The following is an 18,531-nucleotide window of genomic DNA, read 5'->3' as shown; positions in this document are numbered from 1 at the left end:
TCAGTTTTCCTGTTGCACCTCTTTATCCTCCTTGGTCTCGATCTTGGCGGCTGCTTCCTGCCGTTTCAAGACCCGGTCGCGTCCGGAGACGCCGAGGAGGTCGGCGATCCGCCAGATCACGTGGTCCTCCATCTCGCTGCGGTCGCCGTCGGCGTAGACGATGTCCCAGAGCATGCCGACGAGCTCGACCCGCTGCCCCTCCGAAAGGTGACGCTTGATCTCGGCGGTGAAGTGATAAAAGTCGATTGCCTCGCTCTCTGCCGTTTCGCCCGCCGCGACGAGCGCCTTCAAAGCCGCATCGTCGAGCTTGTAGTAATCCTTGATGAGAGCTCGCATTTTTCGGCGCTCCGAAGCGCGAATCTTTCCATCCGCCTCCATCACCTGAAAGCAAAGCCCGATTACGGCGACGCGCGGATCACCCTTTTCGATCCGCGCAGCCGAACCTGTCAGCCCTTCGAGGAAGGCTCGAAAACGTTCAAACATGTTCTAGTGCCTTAAGCCCGTCGAAACATTGGAGTTGCAAGTTAGAACCGGGTTTGCGGAAAGAACGCCGCATGCCCGCTCTACGTCAGAATAGGCGGAAGGCGACTTCGTTCTTTTCAGCCGGTGCCGCCTCGCGCACGCCGGGGTCGTCCGGGCGCCGGCCGAAGAACGGCGTCGACTCGTCCTTGCCGGCCTCGTCCTTGCCGGCCGCGTCCTTGCTCTCCGCCGGCGGCGAAGCATCTTCCTTTTCCTCGGGTACCGTTATCCGGACCTCTTGCTCGTCCGGTGGAACGGTGGAGGCTGGTTCGGGTCTGGAGATTTGCGGCGTTTCGGCGGCCGCGATCTGCGCGGCCGCGAGCGGCGGCAGGCTTCGGATCGCTTCCTCGGCGCCGAGCTGGCCTTCCTCGGCCGGCTGGAGCTGCGACGGCGGCGCCTTCCACTCGAAGGCGTCCAGGCGGCCAGTGATCGGCGAGACCGGGAGCCAGAAGGGTGAAATCACCCCATCGGCAGTCCATGCGGGATCGCGGGGGCTGCGCAGCGCCTGCGCCATCCAGTGGCGGATGCGACCCTCGTCACCGGTGTCCGCCTCCTCGATATCGGCAAGCAGCATATAAATGCTCTCGCTCGGGGCGAGCCGCGCCGCGGCCTCGGCCTTTTGCCGCGCAAGGGCGAATTCGCGCGCTTCGAGTGCGGCCTCGGCGACCGTCGCCAGCGAAACCGGATGGTTGCCGCGAAGCGACTCCAGCCTCTTCGCGCGCTTCAGCCGGTCGATCGCGGAATCGCCACCGCGGGCCCGCACATAGAGGCGCGCCAGCTCCGGGTGCGGCTCCTGTTTCCATATCTTCTCGAGGATCGAAGCGCCCTTGCGCAGATTGTCCTCGCGGAACAGGGCCTTGGCGGCAATCAGCGCCGCGGGGACCAAACGCTCATCGAGCTTCAGCGCCGCAAGCGCATCGTCCCGCGCCGATTTCGGATCCGTTTCGAGCTTGCCCATGGCGCGGGCCGTCAGCAGCACCGCCTTCTTCCGGTTCGCCTCCTTCTTGTCTGGAACGCTGGCGGCGCGGCTCTGGTCGAGGAGGCGGATCGCTTCGTCCCATTGACCCGCCTGGCTGCGGTGGTCGAGGGTCGCGAGCGTTGCCCAGCCGAGATGTGGAGCTTTCTCGGCGGCGCGTTCGGCGTATTGCCGGGCAGCTTCGTGGGCGCCGAGCCGCTTGGCTTCAAGATAGAGCCCGCGCAACCCGAGTTCGCGCGTCTCCGGGTCGTCCGCCATCCGTTCGAATTTGCGGCGCGCCTCTTCGTGCCTGCCTTCGATCAGCGCGGTCTGCGCTTCGAGCAGGTGAATGAGCGGCTCCTGATCCTCTCGAAGCAGGCTGCGGCTCCGCGCCGTCATCTTGCGCGCGAGCACGGCGTCGCCGGCGCCCGCTGCGATGAGCCCGGTCGAGAGCGCCTGGTAGCCGCGGTCACGCTTGCGGGCGCGGAAGTAGCGCGCAATAGTCTGTGGCGAGTGCCAGATCGCCCGGATGAGCCAGATGGCGATCAGGACCAGGGCAAAGAGCGAGATCAGCATGGAGGCGGCACGCATCAGGCTCATTTCGACGCGCTGCCCCTGCCAGATCAGCGAGAGTTCGCCAGGCCGATCCGCGAGCCAGGCAAAGCCGAGACCGAGAGCAAGGACGAGCAGGATGAAGAACAGTATCCGAACCATTTTGCCTTCTTTCCTCGCCTCTTAGCCTTGCGTGCCGCTGCGCGTCATAGTCGTAGACACGGCAGCGTCGATCGCCGCCTCGATCTTAAGCCGCCGGTCGAGCTTCTGCTTGAAATCCTGCCCGGCCAATTTCGCGGGTTCGGGAAGATTTTCCCATTCGAGCGAGGCGCCCTTGAGATCGCCATCGTCGAGCTTGTCCTCGATGCGCGCGATCACGGCCTCCGGCGTGTCGCCCTCGACGCTGCCGACCGGGCGCACGCGAATGCCGGACATGGCGCTCGAAACGAGGCGGTCGAAAATGCCTTCGTTCGGATCGGGGCGATTAAGCGCGTCGAGCATCGCGGAGGCAGTCTGCGGAAACGCTGTCCGCAGTTCCGCGCGTGTGGCGACGCCGGTTGGGGCGTCCTCAGCCAGCTCCTTCACCGCCGGGTTTTCCGGGGCAATGCTCTTCAGCGCGTCGAGTTCGGCAAGGAACGGCCCGCCTCGATCGATCGCCGTCTTCAGCGCCGTGACGGCAACCGCCTTTGCCATCTCGATATCATTCACCGGCTCGTTCAGCTTCTGCTCCGTCCGGTCGATGCGGCTTGCTAACTCTTGCCGGGCGGCATTCGCCGCTTGGCGTGCATCTGCCAGTTCGGTCTTCAGTGTGGCGATCTCCTTCGTCAGGTTGTCGATCGCGGCTTCGAGCGCAGGCACCTGCGGCGCGCTCCCGCCGCCAGCCGTCTCTACCCTCTGTTCCAGTTTAGCGAGGCGGCCTTCCAACGGCGCGACGTCTACTGCCGCCGGCTGAGGCCGGGACCGAAGCTCGGCCTTGACCGCCTCGATCTCGCTCGACAGGTCCTGCTCAACCGTGCCGCTGCCCCGTTGCGGTCCGGCGGAGGGGACGTAGCCCGCATATTGCAGCACGCCCGCCCCGGCGAGCGCGACCAGCCCGCCAAGGATGCCGGCGGCAAGCGCACCGGAAACCGTTGCCGCCTTGCGTTTCGGCTCGGGCATGGCGCCATTGGCCAGGTGCGGCGGTTCCTCGTCGAAGGCGGCGGCGGCATCCTCGATCCGTGCCTCCTCCCTTTCGCCGTCGCGCCCGGCCTGTTCCTGTTGGGCCTCGCTGAGCGTCTCGCTCCCGGAAATCTCCGCCGGCTCGTCGGTGGCCGCATCCTGACCGGCGACGGCCTGCGTCTCCTCCGCCCCCGTCCTTTCCGCCTCAAGGTCGATCGTCAGCGGTTCCTTCTCGCCTTTCGAACGGCGCGGCGGTTTTTCCGATACCATAGTGACCTCTTCGCGTTTCTTGGCTCTCGGCTTTCAGTCAAACCTAGTCAGGGAAGCCTGTGAGGGAAAGTCCCCGGTGCCCATTTTCGTGAAATGGCTCTCACCAAATGACGGCAATATCGCGTTGGAAGTAAGCGAAAAACCGGCGTTGTCTTTGCCGATCCCGTCTCAGAGCAGCTTCAGGAGTGCTTTCTCATCCGGTTCGGCGGCAATCTGAGCGACGGCGTCGTCGGGCAGGGCCTCCCTGACCGCTGAGCTCATGCAAAGATACCGCGCGGAGAAAGCGGTGACGTCGAGATTGCTCTCCTTGAGCAGCGCGGCAAAGTGCCGTGCGGTCTCGCGCGAATAGAGCAAGACCCCATCGAAAGCCCCCGGTCGGACAAGATCGAACAGGGCTTGCCGTCCGTACGAAACGGGTGCCATCCGATAGCACTCGACGGTCACGTGATCGATCCCTCGCTCCGCGAGCGCTCGTTCGAAGCCGTCCGCGCGCGGCGCACCGGCAAGATAGAGGAGCTTTCCCGCTCCGGCGCGCCTCTCGGCGGCAACAGTCTCGGCGAGCGCCTCGCCGGTTCCCCCGCCGACGCGAACATTGGTGAAGCCGATGCCGCTCGCGGCACGTGCGGTCGCTTCGCCGACGGCGAAGAGCGGTGCCGCAAGATGTGACCTGACTGCCGGGCCGAGCGCGGCGAGAACGCGGACCGCCTCGGCGCTCGTCACCGCAATGCCGTCGGGGGACCGGTCGAGCGCCGCCCGAACAGCGCCTGGAAGATGCTGTGCTTCCATCAGCGGCAGGATCGTGACTTGATGCCCCAGCGCGTGCAGCTTCTCGGCCGTTCTTTCCGCGGCGGGGCGCGGCCGGGTCACGAGCAGGCGCATCGATCAGGTCCAGCTCGAGAAAAATCCCGGCCCCGCCTTGCCGCGAATGTCTTCGCCGGCCTTCCGTCCAAGCTCGGCCGCTTCGGCCGCCTTGCCGTCGATCTCGACGCGGTGGCAGGTGGTTCCATCCGGCGTCAGGATCATGCCGGAAAAGTGGACATGCGTGCCATCGGAGACCGCGTAGCCGGCGATCGGCGTCTTGCAGGAGCCGTCGAGTGTGGCCAGGAAACCGCGTTCGCAGGAAACCGCCTCATGGGTGCGACGGTCGTCGATGGCGGCAAGCAGTGTGCCGACGCGGGCGTCGCCTATCCGACTTTCGATGCAGATGGCGCCCTGGGCCGGTGCGGGTGGAAACTCTTGCGGATCCAGCAGTTCGGTCGGTACGTCGCTCATGCCGAGCCGCCGGAGGCCGGCATAGGCGAGCAGCGTGCCGTCGACCTGGCCCTCGGCAAGCTTGCGCAGCCGCGTTTCGACCTGTCCGCGATAAGTGATGACATTGATATCGGGTCTCAGCCGGCGAATGAGCGCCTGACGGCGAAGCGATGACGAGCCGACGGTGGCACTCCGAGGCAGCTCGATGAGCTTCGCTGCCGTGCGGCCGATGAAAGCGTCGCGAATGTCCTCGCGCGGCAGGAAAGCGGAGAGGGTGAGGCCATCGGGCAGCCTGGTCGGCATGTCCTTCGAGGAATGCACCGCGAAATCGAGTTCGCCGGACAAGAGCTGCTGCTCGAGTTCTTCGGTAAAGAGGCCCTTGCCGCCGATCTCCGCCAGCGGCCGGTCGGTGATCCGGTCGCCTTTTGTCGAGAGAATGACCACCTCGAACATCTCCGGCGGCAGACCATGCGCGGCGGCCAACCGGTCGCGCGTTTCATGGGTCTGGGCGAGCGCCAGCGGGCTGCCGCGCGTGCCGATGCGGAAAGGTTTCGTTTGCATCCTCGGTCATCCATTGTTACTGCATGGTTCCTTAAATCGATATCGATTTAAGGACAAACCATGCAGCACTTCAAAGCGTTACAGCTTCCCTTGTACGCCTGAACGACAGACGCCGCTGTAGGAGTTTCGTGTACCCACCTTTCGGCGCGACTGCAATCCGCGACCGCACTCATAGAGTAGACCTGATGTCCACGCCGCTGCGCATCCTTGGCATCGAGACGAGCTGCGACGAAACCGCGTCCGCGGTCGTGCTGCGCGACGAGCAAGGCGGCGGACGGATTCTAGGCGATGTCGTGCTTAGTCAGCTGGAGGAGCACAGCGCCTATGGGGGCGTCGTGCCGGAGATCGCCGCCCGCGCCCATGTCGAGGCGCTGGATACGCTTATCGAGGAAGCGCTCTTACGCGCCGGCGTGACGCTCAAGGATATCGACGCAATCGCTGCGACAAGCGGTCCCGGTCTGATCGGCGGGCTCATCGTGGGGCTGATGACCGGCAAGGCTATTGCCCGGGCGACGGGCAGGCCGCTTTATGCCATCAACCATCTCGAAGGCCATGCGCTCACGGCGCGGCTGACGGACGGGCTTCCGTTTCCCTATCTGATGCTGCTCGTCTCCGGCGGCCACACGCAACTCGTTCTGGTGAGGGACGTCGGCGACTATGAGCGCTGGGGCACGACGATCGACGATGCTCTCGGCGAGGCGTTCGACAAGACGGCGAAGCTGCTTGGCCTGCCATATCCGGGCGGCCCGGCGGTCGAGCGGGCGGCACGTGCCGGCAATCCGCAGCGCTTCGATTTCCCGCGCCCGCTCGTCGGCGACGCACGGCTCGATTTCTCCTTCTCAGGCCTCAAAACGGCCGTTCGCCAGGCGGCTCAGTCGCTGGAACCGGTGACGGATGAGGATGTCGCCGACATCTGTGCTTCCTTCCAGCGTGCCATCTCGCGTACGCTGAACGACCGCATTGGGCGAGGGCTCAAACGGTTCAAGGCAGATCATCCCGCAGTCGACGGGCCGGCTCTCGTCGTTGCTGGGGGCGTGGCTGCCAACCAGACGCTACGCGCGACGCTGCAGGGGCTCTGCGACGAGCACGGCTTCCGCTTCGTCGCGCCGCCGCTTCAGCTTTGTACGGACAACGCGGCGATGATCGCCTGGGCGGGGGCCGAACGAATGGCAGCGGGCCTGCCGGCCGACAGCCTCGACGTCGCGCCGCGCTCGCGCTGGCCGCTCGATGCGCAAGCGCAGGCAGTGATCGGCTCCGGCAGGCGCGGCGCCAAGGCATGATGGACATTTGATGAGAGGCAAGACAGGATTGGGGCCAAAGATCGTGGTCATCGGCGCGGGCGCCTTCGGCACCGCGCTCGCCGCCGTTGCGGCGGCAAAGGCGGATTCGGACGTGACGCTGCTTGCGCGGCGGGAGGAAATTGCTGCCGAATGCCGCCGTAGCGGTCGCAACGAGGCGGCACTGCCCGGCATTCCGCTTCCGGGCGGGCTTGCCTATTCGGCCGACCCTGCCGTCCTCATAGATGCGGATATCGTACTCTTCGCCATGCCGTCGCAGGAGCACCGGGCCGCCGCCCGCGCCTACGGCGCCTCGATCGGCGCGGATGCGACGATCGTCACCTGCGCCAAGGGCATGGAACAGGCGACCGGCCGGCTCCTGACGGACGTTCTCGGCGAGGAATTGCCGGGCCACCGGATCGCCGTTCTCTCGGGCCCCGGCTTTGCCGCCGACATTGCCAGGGGGCTGCCGACGGCGATGGTCATCGCGGCAACAGACATGGCACTGGCGAAGGGGCTCGCTGCGGCGCTTTCCGGACCAACGTTCCGCCTCTATCCATCGACGGATCGCATCGGCGTACAGCTTGGCGGTGCGTTGAAGAACGTGCTGGCGATTGCCTGCGGCATCGTCGAAGGGGCGGGGCTCGGCGATTCGGCCCGGGCGGCGCTGATCTCGCGCGGCCTTGCTGAGATGTCGCGCTTCGTGGCGGCACGAGGCGGCGAGGGTGACACGGTTCGCGGTCTTTCCGGACTCGGCGACCTGGTTCTGACGGCGACGAGCCATCAATCGCGCAACCTGCGTTTCGGCATCGCGCTCGGCAAGGATGGGCGCGCAAGCGGCGGCGGCGAACTGGTCGAAGGCGCTTTTGCGGCATCCGTCGCGGGACGCGTGGCAAGCGATCTCGGCATCGACATGCCGATCACCGAAGCTGTCGCGGCGATCATCGACGGCAGGCTCGATGTCAGCGCCGCCCTTGAGCGATTGATGTCGCGGCCGATCACCCAGGAATAATCCCATCACAGCGCCGCGCTTAGGAGCGCAGGCCGCTGTGGCAGCCTTGAAGGAGGATCAATGCTCTTCGCACTTCTATGCACCGACAAGCCGGGGGCCCTGCAATTGCGGCTCGACACCCGGCCGGACCACCTTGCCTATCTCGCGGATCTCAACGCCAGGGGCATCCTCAAGATCGCCGGGCCCTTCCTCGGTGAGGACGGCAAGCCGACGGGTAGCCTGATAATCGTCAAGGCCGAAACCATCGAAGAGGCGAGAGCGATTGCCGATGCCGACCCTTATGCCAAGGCAGGCCTTTTCTCGGCTGTCGAGATCAAGGGCTACAACTGGGTCTTCAACAATCCGGAGGCGTGAGGCGCGATGGCGAATTGGCTCTACAAGTCCGAACCGCACAAGTGGTCGTGGCAGATGCAGAAGGATGCCGGCGAGGCGGGCACCGAATGGACCGGGGTACGCAACTATCAGGCGCGCAACAACATGCGGGCGATGCAGGTCGGCGACAAGGGTTTCTTCTATCACTCGAACGAGGGGTTGGAGATTGTCGGCATCACCGAGGTCTGCGCCCTTTCGCATCCGGATTCGACGGCGGAGGGCGATGCGCGCTGGGACTGCGTGGACATTCGCGCCGTCATGGACATGCCACGCCCGGTCTCCTTGAAGGAGATCAAGGAAAATCCAAAGCTTGCCAAAATGTCGCTGGTGACCTCAATGCGCCTTTCCGTCCAACCGGTGACCGAGGACGAGTGGATTGAGGTCTGCCGCATGGGCGGGCTCGACAATCCGCCGCGGTAATCGTGAAAACCGATCCCGAAAGCTTCATCCGCGCCAATACCGGCATTCTGTCGCCGCCGCACGTTCCGGAAATCCGGCTGCATTTGGCGAGCGAAGCGCACGAGCTCTGGCTTAAGACCGAGGAGGAACTGGAGGAGATCGGACTGCCGCCGCCCTTCTGGGCCTTCGCCTGGGCGGGCGGGCAGGGGCTCGCACGATATGTGCTCGATCATCCGGAAACGGTGCGAGAGCGTCGCGTCATCGATTTCGCCTCCGGCTCCGGACTCGTCGCGATCGCCGCAAAGATGGCCGGCGCGCAAGACGTCATTGCCGCCGACATCGACCCCTGGGCCGAGACGGCGGTCAGGCTCAATGCGGAGGCGAACGGCGTCTCCGTGACTTTCCTCGGCGAGGATATCATCGGGCGGCAGCGGCACGCCGACGTCTATCTCGCCGGCGACGTTTTCTACGACCAGGAATTTGCCGATCGCCTTCGCCCCTGGTTCGACGCGCTTGCTCGAGCCGGCGCCCTCGTCCTCGTCGGCGATCCGGGCCGAAGCTATTGCCCACGCGAGATGATGTCGGCGCTTGCGACTTACGAGGTGCCGGTGACGCGGGCGCTCGAGGACAGCGAGGTGAAGCGGACGACGGTCTGGCGGTTCGGTGCCGAAGGCGACTGACGGCCTTCAAGGCCGGATGACGCACACGCCGGCTTCGAAGGAGCAGGCGCTGGCATTCGTTTTCGGCGTCACAAAGATTATCTTGGCGCGCTTCGTCGGCGGAGAGTCATAAAAGTCGTTCTCGGCAACATAGCGATAATCGCGGGTGCGGCGGAAATAGATGCCGTTGCCTACGTCCTCATAGGCGGAAAGATCGCCGGCATAGGTTCCGATGCCCGGGATCACCGACGGCAGGTCCGCGTCATAGCTGCCATAGAAGGGCGCATAGCCGCCGCCGATGACGATGACGCGGGGAAAGCGCTTCCGGTCACGGCGCGCGAAATGATGCCGCCGGTCCTGCAGCCGGAGGTGCCGGGTCTTGGTGCGGACGCTGAATAAATCCCGGGAGCCGATCGACGAAAAGCCGTCGAAAGCGGTGTTGACCGAGCGATGGCGTCGATCACCGGCAAAGAAGCGATGATGATTGTCGTTCTTGCGGAATGCATGACCAGGCGGCCGGTGCTTGGAACGAATATGGCGCACCTGCGTCTGGACTCCGGCCAGGCCGTCCTCCGCCGCCGCCGGCAGACCGGCCGGCATGGCAAGCGCGCAGGCGAGCACTAGCACTTTGGTCGCATGGAATGCTTGCAACAGATTCATTCCTGTCCTCGCCCCGGTCGCGGTTAACGAAACGTTAACCCGCATCCTGCGGCATTCGCGGGCAAATGTCACGGATTCGATTGGCTTTTCCGCCTTCATCGTTAACGGGTGGCATGTCTTCGCCAGACAGGAAAATGCCGCTTTTCGTCTAATCGATTTTATTTGTTTTGCACTGCAAACATACTTGTCGTTAAGCAATATGGTGATTAAAGGTCCGAAGGACTGAATTGCGCACAATCGGGTGCGGAACCGGATAAATAAAATCAAGATTTCGGTCATTTATCCGGTCATTTCGTGAGGTTCCGATGACGGATGTCACAAGAAGCCGGCCGCTCTCGCCGCATCTTCAAATCTACAAGCCGATCCCCACCATGGTGATGTCGATCATGCACCGCATCACCGGCGGCGCGCTCTATTTCGGCACGGTCCTGGTTGCCTGGTGGCTGATCGCCGCCGCTTCGGGTGCGGCCTATTATGATTGGGTGAACTGGCTGTTCGCAACGCTGATCGGCAAAATCGTCCTCTTCGGCTACACCTGGGTGCTCATGCACCACATGCTGGGCGGCATCCGCCACCTCGTCTGGGACCTCGGCTACGGTTACGAAAAGCACTTCGCCACCAAGATGGCCAAGGCGACGCTCATCGGCTCGGTGACGCTGACGCTCGTCATCTGGATCATCGGTTTTCTGGCGCGCTGAGGGGGTCACAATGGATATGCGCACACCCCTCGGCAAGGTTCGCGGGCTCGGTTCCGCCAAGGAAGGCACGGAGCACTTCTGGCGCCAGCGGCTGACCGCCGTCGCCAATCTTCCGCTCCTCATCTTCTTCGTGTTTTTCGTCGCCCGCTATGCCGGCGCGCCGCATGCGGAAATCGTCGCGGCGCTCTCGAACCCCTTCGTCGCCGTCATCATGGCCCTCGTGGTGACGTCCGCGCTCACCCACATGCGGATCGGCATGCAGGTGATCATCGAGGATTACGTTCACGCCGAAGGCGCCAAGATCGCGCTTCTCATCCTCAACACGTTCTTTGCGATCGCGATCGGCGGGCTCTGTCTTTTCGCCATCCTGAAGATCGCTTTTGCAGGTTAGTTTCGTCATGGCATCGATCAGTTCACCCGCTGCAAACGGCAAGGCCTACCAATATGTCGATCACGCCTTCGACGTCGTTGTCGTCGGCGCCGGCGGTGCGGGCTTGCGCGCGACCCTCGGCATGGCCGAGCAGGGCCTCAAGACCGCCTGCGTCACCAAAGTCTTCCCCACCCGCTCGCACACGGTCGCAGCCCAGGGAGGCATCGCCGCCTCGCTGCAGAACATGACGCCCGACAGCTGGCAATGGCACCTCTACGACACGGTCAAGGGCTCCGACTGGCTCGGCGACGTCGATGCCATGCAATATCTCGCCATGGAAGCGCCGAAGGCGGTCTATGAGCTCGAGCATTACGGCGTGCCCTTCTCGCGCAACGAGGAAGGCAAGATCTATCAGCGACCCTTCGGCGGTCACATGCAGAACTACGGCGAAGGCCCGCCGGTGCAGCGCACCTGCGCGGCGGCCGACCGCACTGGCCATGCGATCCTGCACACGCTCTACGGCCAGTCGCTCAGGAACAACGCCGAATTCTTCATCGAATATTTCGCGATCGACCTGATCATGTCGGACGACGGCCGCTGCACCGGCGTCGTCGCCTGGAACCTCGATGACGGCACGATCCACCGCTTCGCCGCCAAGATGGTGGTGCTCGCGACCGGCGGCTACGGCCGCGCCTATTTCTCGGCGACCTCGGCCCACACCTGCACCGGCGACGGCGGCGGCATGATCGCACGCGCCGGCCTGCCCCTGCAGGACATGGAATTCGTGCAGTTCCACCCGACCGGCATCTATGGTGCGGGCTGTCTCATCACTGAAGGCGCGCGCGGCGAGGGCGGCTACCTCGTCAACTCCGAGGGCGAGCGCTTCATGGAGCGCTATGCGCCGTCCGCCAAGGACCTCGCCTCGCGCGACGTCGTTTCACGCTGCATGACGATGGAGATCCGCGAGGGCCGCGGCGTCGGCAAGAACAAGGACCACATCTTTCTGCATCTCGATCATCTCGATCCGAAGGTGCTGCACGAACGCCTGCCGGGCATCTCCGAATCGGCGAAGATCTTCGCCGGCGTCGACGTCACCCGCGAGCCGATCCCGGTGCTGCCGACGGTGCACTACAACATGGGCGGCATCCCGACCAATTACTGGGGCGAGGTCCTCAACGCCGACGGCCAGAATCCCGAGCGCATCGCGCCCGGCTTGATGGCGGTCGGCGAGGCCGGCTGCGCCTCGGTGCATGGCGCCAACCGCCTCGGCTCGAACTCGCTGATCGACCTCGTTGTCTTCGGCCGAGCGGCGGCGATCCGTGCCGGGCAGATCATCGATCGCAACGAGTCGGTGCCCGGGGTCGACGAGGCCGCCTGCGAGCGGATCATGGACCGCTTCGACCGGCTGCGCTTCGCCAATGGCGGCACGCCGACGGCGGTGCTGCGCGACAAGATGCAGCGTGCCATGCAGGAAGACGCGGCCGTGTTCCGCACGCAGGAATCGCTCGAATCCGGTTGCCGGCGTCTGTCGGCGATCTGGAAGGAGCTGCCGGATGTCAAGGTCACCGACCGTTCGATGATCTGGAACTCGGACCTCGTCGAGACGCTGGAACTCGAAAACCTGATGGCCAACGCCATCACCACGGTCTACGGCGCGGAAGCCCGCAAGGAAAGCCGTGGCGCGCATGCGCGCGAGGATTACAAGGACGGCCCTCTCGGCGGACGCGACGACCTCAACTGGCGCAAGCACACACTCGCCTGGGTCAGTGAAGCGGGGGACGTCCGGCTCGAATACCGCCCGGTCCACACCGAGCTCATCGCTGACGGTATCGATCCGAAGAAGATCGAGCCGAAGGCGCGCGTCTACTGATCTCGAGGATTAAGGCATATGGTTGAACTCGCTCTTCCCAAGAACTCGCAGATCAGCGAAGGCCGGGTCTGGCCGAAGCCCGCCGGCGCGACGAAACTTCGCGAATACCGGGTCTATCGCTGGAACCCGGATGACGGCAAGAACCCGCGGATCGATACCTATTACATCGATGTCGACGATTGTGGGCCGATGGTGCTCGACGGTCTGCTCTACATCAAGAACAAGATCGATCCGACGCTGACCTTGCGTCGCTCCTGTCGCGAGGGCATCTGCGGCTCCTGTGCGATGAACATCGACGGCACCAACACGCTTGCCTGCACCAAGGGCATGGACGAGGTCAATGGTGCAGTGAAGGTCTATCCGCTGCCGCATATGCCGGTGGTCAAGGACCTGGTGCCGGACCTCACCAACTTCTATGCCCAGCACCGCTCCATCGAGCCCTGGCTGAAGACGGTCTCGCCAACCCCGGCCAAGGAATGGCGACAGAGCCATGAGGACCGCGCCAAGCTCGACGGGCTCTACGAGTGCATCCTCTGCGCCTGCTGCTCGACCTCCTGTCCGAGCTATTGGTGGAACGGCGATCGCTATCTCGGCCCGGCCGTTCTCTTGCAGGCTTATCGCTGGCTCATTGATTCAAGAGACGAGGCGACCGGCGAGCGGCTCGACAATCTCGAGGATCCGTTCCGCCTCTACCGCTGTCACACGATCATGAACTGCGCCCAGGCCTGTCCCAAGGGTCTGAATCCGGCGAAGGCCATCGGCGAGATCAAGAAGATGCTGGTCGAGCGGCGGTTCTGACCGCCGGAATTCAAATCCGAACTGCCAATCGAGCGGCGGGCCACCTGCAGTGGCCCGCCGTTTTGCGTTATCACGGCTCTCATATCGACGTGTTGCTATGTGATTTTGAAAGCCGCGGCGAGACGCATAGGTATTACGCGGAGGAGATCGCCAATGCTTCGCCCGCTTGTCGGCTTGGCCGCTTTATCTCTGCTGCACATGCCGGCGCGGGCGGCCGAGCCGCAATATGCGGTATTCGCCGGCGGCTGCTTCTGGTGCGTGGAGTCCGATTTCGATGCGGTGCCGGGCGTTCTCGAGACGATCTCCGGCTATGCCGGCGGTAGAAGCACGAACCCGACCTACAAGACCTTTGCGGGGGGCGGACATCGCGAAGTGGTTCGCATCAAATTCGATCCCGCCAGGGTCTCCTATGCCGAGCTCGTCAACATCCTGCTCCGCGCTACCGACCCGACGGATGCCGGAGGGCAGTTCTGCGATCGCGGCTTTGCCTATACGACGGCAATCTACCCGCTGAACGATGCCCAAGCAATGGATGCGAAGGCCGAGAAGATCAAGGCCGAGGCGGAACTCGGCCGGCCGATCGTCACGTCCGTGGAGGGAGGTGCAAAGTTCTGGCCGGCCGAAGATCATCATCAGGACTTCGCGGCGCGAAATCCGCTGCGATACTGGTATCGCCGCAGCAGCTGCGGTCGAAACAGAACGGTCGAAGCACTCTGGGGCGAGCGCGCCTATGTCGGCGTCGAACATTGACCCAGCTTGGGAGCGTTTCCCCCGTGCAACAGCCTCGGCAGAAATGCGTCGCCTTGATTTGACAGGTGGATTTGCTGTAATTCGGCCTTTATTATCGCGTTGCATCATGAGCGTGAACAATATCGGGGGTGAGGATATGCGGGTTTTTCATGCGGCGGCGGGGCTAGTTATTGTGCTCGCGCTGGCCGGATGCCAGAGATCCTTTGGTGGCTTCGGCTCTCAGGACATTTCTCCCGCTCCCGCTCCCCTGCAAGCGCAGCCGGTGCCGTCGGTCTCATCGAGCCAGCTGCCCGATCCATCGACGAGTACCGCGCAGTTCCCCGCGGCGCCCAGCGGCGCTGCGGCCGGCGCACCGGGCGGTACGGACGTCGCGGCAGCGACCAACGCACTCGACGTGACGAAGGAATCGATGGTCGGAAGCTGGCGGGTCTCGAGCGCTGGCAGTTCCTGCGACATGTTCCTGACGCTGACCAACCTTGGCAGTGGCTCCCGTGGCGGCACGCGCGGCTGCGCTGGGGAGTTGACGACGATGGGGTCCTGGGAAGTGTCTGGCAAGCAGGTCGTGCTCAAGGACCGGAACGGCAGTGCGATCGCGCGCCTCTACAAGACCGCCGATACGCGCTTCGACGGTTCGACCAATGGCGGTCAGCCGGTCAGCCTCAGCCGCTAAGACGATCGCGGCCGCCTCGTGCAGGCCGTCGAAAGCGGTCTGCAGCCGGAGTGGCCGCAGCAGCATCTCGCCTCTTCGCATGGTGCCTTCGACCGGAGCCGATAGACCATGCAGCGGCTCAAACTGTTGCAGCGGTCTTTCTGCGTTCGAGGAGACGTGTATGCTGCAACTAACGGCTCCTGCCTCATGGATGCACCGTGCTCAATCCTGACGACAGCATTCTTCACAAGCTTGAAACACTCGTAGCGGCCGGCCAGCGCCAGCGCGATTCCGCCCAGAGCGCGATCGCAAGGCGCCTGGACCATCTGACGGCGGAGTTGCTCGCCAGCCGCCCGTCGCGCAAGGCCAATGCCCTCGGCTGGCTTTTTGCGGCGCGCAAGAAAGACCACCCGCCGGTCAAGGGGCTCTACATCCACGGAGGTGTGGGCCGCGGCAAGACCATGCTGATGGACATGTTCTTCGACGCGGTGCCGATTGCGCGCAAGCGCCGCGCCCATTTCCATGAATTCATGGCGGATGTGCACGAGCGCATCTATAGGCACCGTCAGAAGCTCAAGAACGGCGAGACGAAGCAGGCGGATCCTATCCCCCCGGTTGCCTCCGAGCTCTTCGGAGAGGCGCGGCTTCTGTGCTTCGACGAATTTTCTGTCACCGATATTGCCGACGCCATGATCCTCGCCCGCCTGTTCGGCGAGCTCTTCGCCAAGGGTTGCGTGCTCGTTGCGACCTCCAACGTGGAGCCCGACGATCTTTATCGCGACGGCCTCAATCGCGGCCTCTTTCTTCCCTTCATCGACCTTCTGAAGGCGAATGCCGAGATCATCTCCCTCGATACGGAAACGGATTACCGCCTCAACAAGACGGACGGGCATCCGGTCTGGCTGGCGCCGCTCGGACCGGAAACGGAGGCGGCCATGGACCGGGCCTGGTATGTCGAGACCGGCGGCGCGCCGGTCGCTTCAGCCGAAATCGGCCGCAAGGGCCGGAAGATCCATGTGCCGGCAGCCGCGGGGACCAGCGCCCGCTTCACCTTCGCCGACCTCTGCGCAGAGCCGCTCGGTGCAGCCGATTACCTCGCGATCCTCTCGCGGTACAATACGATCTTCCTCGACCACGTTCCGCATCTCGGGCCGCATATTCGCAACGAGACGAAGCGGTTCATCATTCTCGTCGACGCGCTTTATGACCAGGGCGCCCGTCTCTTCGCCTCGGCCGTCGCCGAACCGCAGCACCTCCTGACCGCCAAAAGGGGTACGGAGGGCTTCGAGTTCGACCGGACCGTCTCCCGCCTTATCGACATGCAGAGCGCGGATTATGCTGCGCAACATCCGGGAAGCCTTACCGTCCGGTGACAGAATAGTGGCGACAAGCCTTACGTTTACGTAAGAACTTTATGGTTTAACCGATTGAATTTGCTCCACTCAAAAGTATCGATTGATATTTCACCATTTGCCGTTTAAGGGCTTTCTCCCGAAGGTTTGGCGTTTGCCGCGTTTCAGGCCTCGATCATGGATCACAAGGGAAGCACTTTCATGGCGCGCAACAAGATCGCACTTATTGGTTCAGGGATGATTGGTGGCACGCTGGCGCATCTCGCCGGCCTCAAGGAATTGGGCGACATCGTCCTCTTCGACATCGCCGACGGCATCCCCCAGGGTAAGGGCCTCGACATCGCCCAGTCGTCGCCGGTCGAGGGCTTCGACTCATCGCTCACCGGCGCCAGCGACTATGCGGCGATCGAGGGCGCCGATGTCTGCATCGTAACCGCCGGCGTGCCGCGCAAGCCCGGCATGAGCCGCGACGACCTGCTCGGCATCAACCTGAAAGTGATGGAACAGGTCGGCGCCGGCATCAAGAAATACGCTCCGAACGCCTTTGTCATCTGCATCACCAACCCGCTCGACGCCATGGTCTGGGCGTTGCAGAAATTCTCCGGCCTGCCGAAGAACAAGGTCGTCGGCATGGCAGGCGTGCTTGACTCGTCGCGCTTCCGCCTCTTCCTCAGCCAGGAATTCAACGTTTCGGTGAAGGACGTCACGGCCTTCGTGCTCGGCGGCCATGGCGACACGATGGTGCCGCTCGCGCGCTACTCGACGGTCGCAGGCATTCCGCTGCCGGATCTCGTGCAGATGGGCTGGACTACCAAGGAGAAGCTCGAGCAGATCATTCAGCGTACCCGTGACGGCGGTGCGGAAATCGTTGGCCTCTTGAAGACCGGCTCGGCCTATTACGCGCCGGCCGCTTCCGCGATCGAGATGGCCGAAGCCTACCTCAAGGACAAAAAGCGCGTGCTTCCCTGTGCGGCTCACCTTTCCGGCCAGTACGGCGTCAAGGACATGTATGTCGGCGTTCCGACCGTCATCGGTGCCGGCGGCGTCGAGCGCATCATCGAGATCGACCTCAACAAGGGCGAGAGGGAAGCCTTCGACAAATCGGTCGCGGCGGTTGCCGGCCTTTGCGAAGCCTGCATCGAAATCGCCCCCGGCCTGAAGTAACCGCCGTTCGGCCTATCAGACAGGAAAGAACCCATGAACATTCATGAATACCAGGCCAAGGCTCTCTTGAAGAGCTATGGCGCGCCGGTCGCCGAAGGTGTCGCGATCTTCTCCGCGGACGAGGCGCAAGCGGCCGCGAGCAAGCTGCCGGGACCGCTCTACGTCGTGAAGAGCCAGATCCATGCCGGTGGCCGCGGCAAGGGCAAGTTCAAGGAACTCGGACCCGACGCCAAGGGCGGCGTGCGCCTGGCGAAGTCGGTCGAAGAGGTCGTCGCCAATGCCAAGGAGATGCTTGGAAACACGCTGGTGACGAAGCAGACCGGCCCGGCCGGCAAGCAGGTCAACCGCCTCTATATCGAGGACGGTGCCGACATCGAGCGCGAGCTCTATCTCTCGATCCTCGTCGACCGCTCCGTCGGCCGCGTCGCCTTCGTCGTCTCGACCGAAGGCGGCATGGACATCGAAGCGGTTGCCGAGCACACGCCGGAAAAGATCGTCACCGTGGCGATCAATCCGGAGACGGGTGTCACGGCCGAGAACCTGAAGACGCTTGCCGAGGCGCTGAAGCTCGAAGGCGAAGCCCGCGCCGACGCCGAAAAGCTCTTCCCGATCCTCTATAAGGCCTTCGTCGAGAAGGACATGAGCCTGCTCGAGGTCAATCCGCTGATCGTCATGAAGAACGGGCGCCTGCGCGTGCTCGACGCCAAGGTCTCCTTCGACGGCAATGCCCTCTTTCGCCATGAGGACGTCGTGGCGCTCCGCGACAAGACGGAAGAGGACGAGAAGGAAATCGAGGCTTCCAAATACGACCTCGCCTATGTGGCGCTCGACGGCAATATCGGCTGCATGGTCAACGGCGCCGGCCTCGCCATGGCGACTATGGACATCATCAAGCTCTATGGGGCCGAGCCCGCGAACTTCCTCGATGTCGGCGGCGGCGCTTCCAAGGAGAAAGTGACGCACGCCTTCAAGATCATCACGGCCGATCCCGCGGTTAAGGGCATCCTGGTCAATATCTTCGGCGGCATCATGAAGTGCGATGTCATTGCCGAGGGCGTGCTGGCTGCGGTCAAGGAAGTCGGCCTGACAGTGCCGCTGGTCGTGCGCCTCGAAGGCACCAATGTCGAGCTCGGCAAGAAGATCATCAATGAATCGGGCCTCAACGTCATCTCCGCCGATGATCTGGACGACGCCGCCCAGAAGATCGTTGCAGCCGTGAAGGGAGCCTGAGGTTT

20 protein-coding genes are annotated in these 18,531 nt (G+C 63.8%); 14 read left to right on the top strand and 6 right to left on the bottom strand.

Annotated elements, in window-relative coordinates; genetic code table 11:
• From J2Z31_RS20245 to hemC, 5 genes are all read right to left on the bottom strand, one after another.
• On the bottom strand, window positions 1-483 hold the full coding sequence (locus tag J2Z31_RS20245; protein WP_209603959.1) for a tellurite resistance TerB family protein: 483 nt from the start codon (window positions 481-483) through the stop codon (window positions 1-3).
• Window positions 484-568: 85 nt separating this feature from the next.
• Window positions 569-2,188, bottom strand: a complete 1,620-nt coding sequence (locus J2Z31_RS20240; protein WP_209603957.1) for a heme biosynthesis protein HemY — start codon at window positions 2,186-2,188, stop codon at window positions 569-571.
• Window positions 2,189-2,209: 21 nt separating this feature from the next.
• The gene (locus tag J2Z31_RS20235) at window positions 2,210-3,454 is read right to left on the bottom strand and encodes a COG4223 family protein (protein WP_209603955.1); all 1,245 of its coding nucleotides are present in this window, start codon (window positions 3,452-3,454) and stop codon (window positions 2,210-2,212) included.
• 168 nt (window positions 3,455-3,622) lie between these two features.
• Window positions 3,623-4,333: a uroporphyrinogen-III synthase gene (locus J2Z31_RS20230; RefSeq protein WP_209603953.1), complete on the bottom strand. Its 711-nt coding sequence runs from the start codon at window positions 4,331-4,333 to the stop codon at window positions 3,623-3,625.
• A 3-nt stretch (window positions 4,334-4,336) separates the two neighbouring features.
• Window positions 4,337-5,266 carry a hydroxymethylbilane synthase gene (gene hemC / locus J2Z31_RS20225; protein WP_209603951.1) on the bottom strand — a complete coding sequence of 310 codons (930 nt, stop codon included), beginning with the start codon at window positions 5,264-5,266 and terminating at the stop codon, window positions 4,337-4,339.
• 185 nt (window positions 5,267-5,451) lie between these two features.
• Here hemC and tsaD point away from each other — a divergent pair, with 185 nt between their 5' ends.
• Genes tsaD through J2Z31_RS20200 form a run of 5 tightly spaced genes read left to right on the top strand, consistent with a single transcriptional unit; the run spans window position 5,452 to window position 9,006 of the window.
• On the top strand, window positions 5,452-6,546 hold the full coding sequence (gene tsaD, locus J2Z31_RS20220; protein ID WP_209603949.1) for a tRNA (adenosine(37)-N6)-threonylcarbamoyltransferase complex transferase subunit TsaD: 1,095 nt from the start codon (window positions 5,452-5,454) through the stop codon (window positions 6,544-6,546).
• A 10-nt stretch (window positions 6,547-6,556) separates the two neighbouring features.
• Window positions 6,557-7,555, top strand: coding sequence for an NAD(P)H-dependent glycerol-3-phosphate dehydrogenase (locus J2Z31_RS20215; RefSeq protein ID WP_209603947.1), 999 nt, complete (start codon window positions 6,557-6,559; stop codon window positions 7,553-7,555).
• A 60-nt stretch (window positions 7,556-7,615) separates the two neighbouring features.
• On the top strand, window positions 7,616-7,909 hold the full coding sequence (locus J2Z31_RS20210; RefSeq protein WP_209603945.1) for a YciI-like protein: 294 nt from the start codon (window positions 7,616-7,618) through the stop codon (window positions 7,907-7,909).
• A 6-nt stretch (window positions 7,910-7,915) separates the two neighbouring features.
• Complete coding sequence (locus J2Z31_RS20205; RefSeq protein ID WP_209603943.1) at window positions 7,916-8,347, top strand: EVE domain-containing protein; 432 nt, start codon at window positions 7,916-7,918, stop codon at window positions 8,345-8,347.
• 2 nt (window positions 8,348-8,349) lie between these two features.
• Window positions 8,350-9,006 carry a class I SAM-dependent methyltransferase gene (locus J2Z31_RS20200; protein ID WP_209603941.1) on the top strand — a complete coding sequence of 219 codons (657 nt, stop codon included), beginning with the start codon at window positions 8,350-8,352 and terminating at the stop codon, window positions 9,004-9,006.
• Window positions 9,007-9,012: 6 nt separating this feature from the next.
• On the opposite strand, the gene J2Z31_RS20195 is transcribed toward J2Z31_RS20200, so the two are convergent.
• Complete coding sequence (locus J2Z31_RS20195; RefSeq protein ID WP_234939547.1) at window positions 9,013-9,924, bottom strand: hypothetical protein; 912 nt, start codon at window positions 9,922-9,924, stop codon at window positions 9,013-9,015.
• A 26-nt stretch (window positions 9,925-9,950) separates the two neighbouring features.
• Here J2Z31_RS20195 and sdhC point away from each other — a divergent pair, with 26 nt between their 5' ends.
• From sdhC to sucC, 9 genes are all read left to right on the top strand, one after another.
• Window positions 9,951-10,343, top strand: coding sequence for a succinate dehydrogenase, cytochrome b556 subunit (gene sdhC, locus J2Z31_RS20190; RefSeq protein ID WP_209603939.1), 393 nt, complete (start codon window positions 9,951-9,953; stop codon window positions 10,341-10,343).
• Window positions 10,344-10,353: 10 nt separating this feature from the next.
• Window positions 10,354-10,734, top strand: a complete 381-nt coding sequence (gene sdhD / locus J2Z31_RS20185; protein WP_209603938.1) for a succinate dehydrogenase, hydrophobic membrane anchor protein — start codon at window positions 10,354-10,356, stop codon at window positions 10,732-10,734.
• Between the two features lie 7 nt (window positions 10,735-10,741).
• The gene (gene sdhA, locus J2Z31_RS20180; protein ID WP_209603919.1) at window positions 10,742-12,583 is read left to right on the top strand and encodes a succinate dehydrogenase flavoprotein subunit; all 1,842 of its coding nucleotides are present in this window, start codon (window positions 10,742-10,744) and stop codon (window positions 12,581-12,583) included.
• An 18-nt stretch (window positions 12,584-12,601) separates the two neighbouring features.
• Entirely contained in the window at window positions 12,602-13,381 is a 780-nt protein-coding gene (locus J2Z31_RS20175; protein ID WP_209603909.1) for a succinate dehydrogenase iron-sulfur subunit, read from the top strand.
• Between the two features lie 153 nt (window positions 13,382-13,534).
• Window positions 13,535-14,131 carry a peptide-methionine (S)-S-oxide reductase MsrA gene (msrA, locus tag J2Z31_RS20170; RefSeq protein WP_209603908.1) on the top strand — a complete coding sequence of 199 codons (597 nt, stop codon included), beginning with the start codon at window positions 13,535-13,537 and terminating at the stop codon, window positions 14,129-14,131.
• A gap of 136 nt (window positions 14,132-14,267) precedes the next feature.
• Complete coding sequence (locus tag J2Z31_RS20165) at window positions 14,268-14,801, top strand: protease inhibitor Inh/omp19 family protein (protein WP_209604472.1); 534 nt, start codon at window positions 14,268-14,270, stop codon at window positions 14,799-14,801.
• Between the two features lie 197 nt (window positions 14,802-14,998).
• Entirely contained in the window at window positions 14,999-16,153 is a 1,155-nt protein-coding gene (zapE, locus tag J2Z31_RS20160; RefSeq protein ID WP_209603906.1) for a cell division protein ZapE, read from the top strand.
• A gap of 180 nt (window positions 16,154-16,333) precedes the next feature.
• A complete protein-coding gene (mdh, locus tag J2Z31_RS20155; protein ID WP_209603904.1) occupies window positions 16,334-17,296 on the top strand; it encodes a malate dehydrogenase in 963 nt (320 codons plus the stop codon).
• A gap of 33 nt (window positions 17,297-17,329) precedes the next feature.
• Entirely contained in the window at window positions 17,330-18,526 is a 1,197-nt protein-coding gene (gene sucC, locus J2Z31_RS20150; protein ID WP_209603902.1) for an ADP-forming succinate--CoA ligase subunit beta, read from the top strand.
• Window positions 18,527-18,531 lie beyond the last annotated feature (5 nt).

It is taken from the genome of Sinorhizobium kostiense, assembly GCF_017874595.1.
Classification (GTDB): domain Bacteria; phylum Pseudomonadota; class Alphaproteobacteria; order Rhizobiales; family Rhizobiaceae; genus Sinorhizobium; species Sinorhizobium kostiense.
This window is presented reverse-complemented; position numbering and strand designations above follow the sequence as displayed.